The following is a 6,648-nucleotide window of genomic DNA, read 5'->3' as shown; positions in this document are numbered from 1 at the left end:
GCCACCTGGCGGACGTCGCGATTGTACTCCTCCACCTGTTCGAGCGCATCGCCGATCGGCTCGTTGCGCGGGATATGGGCGAGCGAGGCAAGAATCACCCGGAAGAAGCCGGGAAGCGCGGCGGCCTCGCCCGCCTTCTTCGCCTCAGGCGGCGCGGACTCGGCCGGGTCGTCCGGCATCGGGTCCACATAGACGATCTTGCGCACCACCTCGCGCGCCGCCGGCCGGCCCGCAATCGCCTCGATCAGGGGCTGGAACGGCTTGTTCATCACCACGCTGCCATCGACCAGCACCCGCGAGGCCGCGTCCCCGCCAAGCTGGCCGAAGGCCCTGTGCAGGAAGATGCCCCTGAGCGGCCATTCCTCGCCGCGCTGCGCCAGCACCCGGTCCATCTCCGCCACCGTCATCGGCGGAAACGCGCCGGGGAAGGCCGAGGTCGCCCGGGCCGAGAAGACAAGATCGGGAATGCGCGTGTCGGCAAAGTCGGAGACAAGGTCGCCATTGCCCCGGCAGGAAGCCGAATAGCGCAGGATCAGCCGGTGCTCCGTCTCCTCCACCTCGACGGGATCGTCGATTGCGAAACGCCGCCGCGCGCCGTGGAAGTCCGTCATCGTGACGAAGAGATCGAGCGACTGTCCCTGCGGGATCAAGGTCTGCGCGGCGCCGGGCACGGCGTCCTCGCGCATGGCATGGGCGGCGTCGAGCATCCAGCCGACATAGCGCTCGCCGGAAAACGGGGGCGTGAACCAGCGCGCCTGCATGAACTGGCGCAGCTTCATCCGGGTTTCCGGATCGGTGAGCTCGGACTTGAGGGTCATGCCCACGAGCCGGTCGAGCACCGGCGCGATCGAGCCCTTGAGATAGCGGGTCAGGCCCACCGGCTCGTTGGCAAGCCGGGTGACATCGGCATTTTCCAGCCAGAGGTTGCGGTGGCGATCGAGCGACAGGTTGTGGGCAAGCGCGCGCGCCAGCATGACGCCGTTGACGCCTCCGGCCGAGGCGCCGGAGATCACGTCGACAACGACACGCAGGTCGAGCGCAGGCGCGAAGAGTTGCAGGAAGCGCTCATAGGCCGCCGTGCTCCCCCCTGCACTGCCCCCGGCATTGCTGCCGGCCGGTTTCGAACTGGTGCCCCGTCCCCTGCCCTCACGGGCCTCGAGTTGCCGCGAGGCGCGGACAAGGTTGAGGAATTCGCGCGTGATGCCGTGCATGTAGACGGCAAGCGAAACGCCGCCGTAGAGAACCAGCGCAAGGCGCAACTCGATCTGTTTCATGGTCGATCCGGTAATCCCCCGTTCGCCATGCTCCGCTTATTCGTGCTGTTCCGCAATGGGCGTTGCGATCACGCCTGATCTCGCCGCGGTAACGAGCCGTCATTGCCTGCGGGAAACCGCCGGCTCAGCCGCCGCGCTCCTTGCGCAGCCGCTCCCAGTAGTCGAGCCTCTTGCGGATCTCGCGCTCGAAGCCACGCTCGGGCGGGTCGTAGAAGCGGGTACGGCCCATGCTCTCGGGGAAATAGTCCTGGCCGGAAAAGGCGTCCGGCGCGTCGTGGTCATAGGCATAGCCGTCGCCATAGCCTTCCGACTTCATCAGTTTCGTCGGCGCGTTGAGAATGTGCTTGGGCGGCAACAGCGACCCGTTGGCCTTCGCCGCGCGCAGCGCCGCCTTGTAGGCGGTGTAGACGCCGTTCGACTTCGGCGCGGTGGCCAGATAGACGACCGCCTGGGCCAGTGCCAGTTCGCCCTCCGGCGTGCCGAGCATCTGATAGGCGTCGCGCGCCGCATTCGCCTGGACAAGCGCCTGCGGGTCGGCAAGCCCGATATCCTCCACCGCCATGCGGATGAGGCGGCGCGCCAGGAACATCGGATCCTCGCCGCCGTCGAGCATGCGGCAGAACCAGTAGAGCGCCGCATCGGGATCGGAGCCGCGCACCGACTTGTGCAGGGCCGAAATCAGGTTGTAGTGGCCATCGCTCGACTTGTCATAGACCGGCGCACGCCGCTGGACGAGCGCCTGCAACCGCTCCGCGTCGAAGATCTCCTCGCTGCGCGCCGCCCGCCAGACATCCTCGGCAAGCGTCAGGGCGGCCCGCCCGTCTCCGTCGGCCATGCGCAGGAGCGCTGCCCTGGCGCCCTCGTCAAGCGGCAGCGCCTTGCCCTCCTCCGTCTCCGCCCGTGCCAGAAGCCGCTCCAGGGCGGCTGCATCGAGGGTGCGGAAGGTGAGCACATGCGAGCGTGACAGAAGCGCTGCGTTCAGCTCGAAGCTCGGGTTCTCGGTCGTCGCCCCGACCAGCGTCACCGTGCCGTCTTCCATCACCGGGAGGAAACTGTCCTGCTGGGCACGGTTGAAGCGATGGATCTCGTCGACGAAAAGCAGCGTGTTGCGTCCGACGAGGCGCGCCGCGCGCGCCGCCTCGAACACCTTCTTCAGCTCCGCCACTCCTGAGAAGATCGCCGAGATCTGTTCAAAGCGCAGATCCGTCGCGTCGGCGAGCAGGCGCGCCACGGTCGTCTTTCCCGTGCCAGGCGGCCCCCAGAAGACGAGCGAGCCGAGCGTCGCCGTCTCCAGCATCCGGGTGAGCACGCCGTCGGGGCCAAGGAGATGGTCCTGCCCGACGACATCGCCAAGGCGGGCCGGGCGCAGCCGGTCGGCAAGCGGCCGCCGCGCGTCCGAGCCAAGCCCGGCCGACTGGAAAAGATCGCTCATGTCACCCGGCCCGCGCCGACCCGTGTCCGCAGGATCATGGTCAGCCCCGAAGCGCGATCCGGAGCACCCGCCCGCCCCGGCGGATCTCCAGCCGCCAGACGCCCGGGTCCGACTTTGCCATCCGCTCCAGCGAGCGGGTGCTGTCGACCGACCGGCCATTGATGCTCTGGATGATGTCGCCGGCCTGCAGACCGACCCGTGCCGCCGTGGAGCCGGGCGCCAGCGCGGCGACCACCACCCCGTCCTCGAAACCGTCGAGACGCAGCTCCTCCGCGACCGCCGGCGACAGGTTCATCACGGTCGCGCCGGAAAAGGGCGAATACCCCTCGATGACGCGCTCGTCGCGCGGCACTGTCTCCGGTGCCGGCTCGAGCATCACGGCCAGCGTCGTCTCGCCGCGCGGGCGCAGGACCGTCAGCGTTGTCGTCGACCCGATCGGCCGGGTTGCGAAGCGGTAGCCGAAACTGTCCGGGTCCGTGACTTCGGCATCCCCGACCCGGGTGATCAGGTCGCCGACCTTGAGCCCGGCACGTTCGGCCGGGCTGCCCTCGCCCACCTCCGTCACCAGGACACCGCTCGGCCTGTCGAGACCGAGCGCCTCCGCGATCTCGGCACTGACGCTCTGCATGCTGGCCCCGAGCCACGGCCGGCGCACGGTGCCGCCACCTTCCGCGGCCTGCACCACGAACCGGACCATGTTGGAGGGAATGGCGAAGCCGATGCCGTTCGACCCACCGGAGCGCGAGAAGATCGCCGTGTTGATGCCCACCAGCCGCCCCTTCATGTCGACCAGGGCGCCGCCCGAATTGCCCGGATTGATGGCCGCGTCCGTCTGGATGAAGAACTGGTAGTCGGTGACGCCGACCCGGGTGCGCGCCAGCGCCGACACGATGCCCTGCGTCACCGTCTGCCCGACGCCGAACGGATTGCCGATGGCCAGCACGATGTCGCCGACCTGAAGCGTGTCGGAATCGGCGAAATCGATATGCGGGAACGTCTCGCTGGCGTCGCGGACCTTGAGAATGGCGAGATCGGTACGCTCGTCCTTGAGCACGATCTCGGCGTCGAACTCGCGCCGGTCGGACAGCGCCACCCGCACCGCGTCCGCCCCGGCGATGACGTGGTTGTTGGTGACGATGATCCCGTCGGAGGAAACGATCACGCCGGAACCGAGCGAGGATTCGACCCGCTCGCGCGTCCGGCCCTGTCCGGGACCGCCCCCCGGACCGCCCCCCGGACCGCCGAAGAAGCGGCGGAAGAAGGGATCGTCGAAGAACGGCGAGGTCGGCCGGCTCTGCACCGTACGGCTTGCATAGACATTGACCACCGCCGGCGCCGCCTCGCGCACGATCGGCGCGAAGGACAATTGCAGCTCGGCCGCATCGCGCGGCGCGGCGCGCTCCTGCGCGGCGGCAGGCCCGGAGGCGATTGCGAGAAAGGCGAGCGCGGCCAGCGCCAGAAGCGTGCGGCCCGCGAAAGCGTTTGCGGTCATCCCAGGATCCCTCACCCGAATGCCGGCAACCGGCCCGGCAGGCCCCCGCCCGCCCGACTCACGTGCCAGCCGATATCCATCGAGCCAAACCTAACAAAAAAGGCGACCCGAGGGCCGCCTTTCCTGAAATCGTGAAAGCGATCGTGAAGCAGGCGTTACGCCGCAGCTTCAGCGCCTTCCGCAGCCTCGTTGCGCGCGCGGTCGGCGGCGCCCTTGGCATTGACGTCGCGATCGACGAACTCGATCACGGCGAGCGGCGCGTTGTCGCCATAGCGGAACCCGGCCTTGAGGACGCGGGTGTAGCCGCCGTTGCGGCCCTTGTAGCGCTCGGCCAGCGTGTCGAACAGCTTGCGAACGAGGACGACGTCGCGGATCTGCGCGATCGCCTGACGGCGTGCGTGCAGGTCACCGCGCTTGCCCAGCGAAACGAGCTTCTCCACGATCGGCCGCAGTTCCTTGGCCTTGGGAAGCGTCGTCACGATCTGCTCATGCTCAATCAGCGACGCGGACATGTTGGCAAACATCGCCTTGCGATGGCTGGATGTCCGGTTGAGCTTGCGGCCGCGATTGCCGTGGCGCATGGCTCTCTCCTTTTTCTGTGACGGCGGGTGTATGCCGCCTCTTGCCCGTTGGAAGACCGCGCTTTCGCGCGATCAGTACTGATGATCTTCGTAGCGCTTGGCGAGCTCGTCGATGTTCTCCGGCGGCCAGTTGGCCACTTCCATGCCGAGATGCAGACCCATCTGGGCGAGAACTTCCTTGATCTCGTTGAGCGACTTGCGGCCGAAATTCGGCGTGCGCAGCATCTCCGCCTCGGTCTTCTGGATGAGATCGCCAATATACACGATATTGTCGTTCTTCAGGCAGTTGGCCGAACGCACCGACAGCTCCAGCTCGTCGACCTTCTTCAGAAGCGCCGGGTTGAACGCGAGCTCGGGGACGGTGTCCTCCTTCACTTCGCGGCGCGGCTCCTCGAAATTGACGAAGATCGAAAGCTGGTCCTGCAGGATGCGGGCGGCGAACGCGACCGAATCCTCAGGCGTGACCGAACCGTCGGTCTCGACGGTCAGGGTCAGCTTGTCATAGTCGAGAACCTGGCCCTCACGGGTGTTCTCGACCTTGTAGGAGACCTTCTTGACAGGCGAGTAGAGGCTGTCCACCGGGATCAGGCCGATCGGCGCATCTTCCGGACGGTTGCGCTCAGCCGCGACATAGCCCTTGCCGGTGTTGACCGTGAACTCCATGCGGATCTCCGCGCCCTCGTCGAGGGTGCAAAGCACGAGATCGGGGTTCAGGACCTCGATGTCGCCAACCGTCTGGATGTCGCCGGCCGTCACCACGCCCGGCCCCTGCTTGCGCACGACCATGCGCTTGGGGCCCTCACCCTGCATGCGCAGGGCGATTTCCTTGATGTTGAGGACGATGTCGGTGACATCCTCCCGCACACCCGGGATGGACGAGAACTCGTGCAGCACGCCGTCGATCTGCACCGCCGTCACGGCCGCGCCCTGGAGCGACGACAGAAGGATGCGGCGCAGGGCGTTGCCAAGGGTCAGGCCGAAGCCGCGCTCCAGCGGCTCGGCGACAACCGAACCCAGAACGCGCGCGTCGTGACCCGGCTTCACCTCAAGCTTGTTCGGCTTGATCAGTTCCTGCCAGTTTTTGTTAATGCTCAAATCTCTTCCTCCGGCTGTCCCGCCGGCCACCAGGGGCCGGCCATGCTGTGCCATGAGAACGACAGGTGTGCGACTGGGCGTCAGACGCGGCGGCGCTTGCGCGGACGGCAACCGTTGTGCGGGATCGGCGTCACATCGCGGATCGAGGTCACCATGAAGCCGGCAGCCTGCAGCGCACGAAGCGCCGACTCACGACCCGAACCCGGACCGCGAACCTCGACCTCGAGGGTGCGCATGCCGTGGTCGGCCGCCTTCTTGGCAGCGTCCTCGGCCGCAACCTGCGCGGCGTAAGGGGTCGACTTGCGCGAACCCTTGAAGCCCATCGCGCCGGCGGACGACCACGAGATCGTGTTGCCCTGCGCGTCGGTGATGGTGATCATGGTGTTGTTGAACGTGGAGTTCACATGCGCCACGCCGGAGGAAATGTTCTTTCGCTCGCGGCGGCGGACGCGCGTGGTGTCTTTTGCCATTTGTCTGTCCTTTGGTCGATCTCGTCACCGCCGTAGTGCGGCGGCTCCACCGGGCCGAGTTGCCAGTGAATTACTTCTTCTTGCCGGCAATCGGCTTCGCCGGACCCTTGCGGGTGCGGGCGTTCGTGTGGGTGCGCTGGCCGCGCACCGGAAGTCCGCGACGATGGCGCAGGCCGCGGTAGCAGCCAAGGTCCATCAGACGCTTGATGTTCATCGCGGTCTCGCGGCGCAGGTCACCCTCGACGATGTAGTCGCGGCCGATCGCCTCGCGCATCGCCAGGACCTCGGCGTCGGAAAGCTCGTT

Annotated in this window: 7 protein-coding genes; all 7 read right to left on the bottom strand. The window is 67.2% G+C overall.

The features are described from left to right. The coding region (locus ACN0T5_RS21320) for a patatin-like protein (protein ID WP_417770613.1) at positions 1-1,274 on the bottom strand (1,274 nt) is incomplete at its 3' end. Positions 1,275-1,398: 124 nt separating this feature from the next. Then, the gene (locus ACN0T5_RS21315) at positions 1,399-2,706 is read right to left on the bottom strand and encodes a replication-associated recombination protein A (protein WP_417770612.1); all 1,308 of its coding nucleotides are present in this window, start codon (positions 2,704-2,706) and stop codon (positions 1,399-1,401) included. Between the two features lie 40 nt (positions 2,707-2,746). Beyond that, the gene (locus ACN0T5_RS21310) at positions 2,747-4,198 is read right to left on the bottom strand and encodes a DegQ family serine endoprotease (protein WP_417770611.1); all 1,452 of its coding nucleotides are present in this window, start codon (positions 4,196-4,198) and stop codon (positions 2,747-2,749) included. Between the two features lie 155 nt (positions 4,199-4,353). Further along, complete coding sequence (gene rplQ, locus ACN0T5_RS21305; RefSeq protein ID WP_417770610.1) at positions 4,354-4,779, bottom strand: 50S ribosomal protein L17; 426 nt, start codon at positions 4,777-4,779, stop codon at positions 4,354-4,356. A 72-nt stretch (positions 4,780-4,851) separates the two neighbouring features. After that, entirely contained in the window at positions 4,852-5,928 is a 1,077-nt protein-coding gene (locus ACN0T5_RS21300; protein WP_417770609.1) for a DNA-directed RNA polymerase subunit alpha, read from the bottom strand. Positions 5,929-5,954: 26 nt separating this feature from the next. After that, positions 5,955-6,344: a 30S ribosomal protein S11 gene (gene rpsK, locus ACN0T5_RS21295; protein ID WP_306031016.1), complete on the bottom strand. Its 390-nt coding sequence runs from the start codon at positions 6,342-6,344 to the stop codon at positions 5,955-5,957. 70 nt (positions 6,345-6,414) lie between these two features. Continuing rightward, positions 6,415-6,648 (bottom strand): 30S ribosomal protein S13 (gene rpsM / locus ACN0T5_RS21290; protein WP_417770608.1); only part of this gene is annotated, 234 nt, incomplete at its 5' end.

Origin of the sequence: Stappia sp. (assembly GCF_048261845.1) — a bacterium.
In the GTDB taxonomy this organism is placed as follows: domain Bacteria; phylum Pseudomonadota; class Alphaproteobacteria; order Rhizobiales; family Stappiaceae; genus Stappia.
The sequence above is the reverse complement of the archived record's forward strand: the minus strand, read 5'-3'. Positions and strand labels throughout refer to the sequence as shown.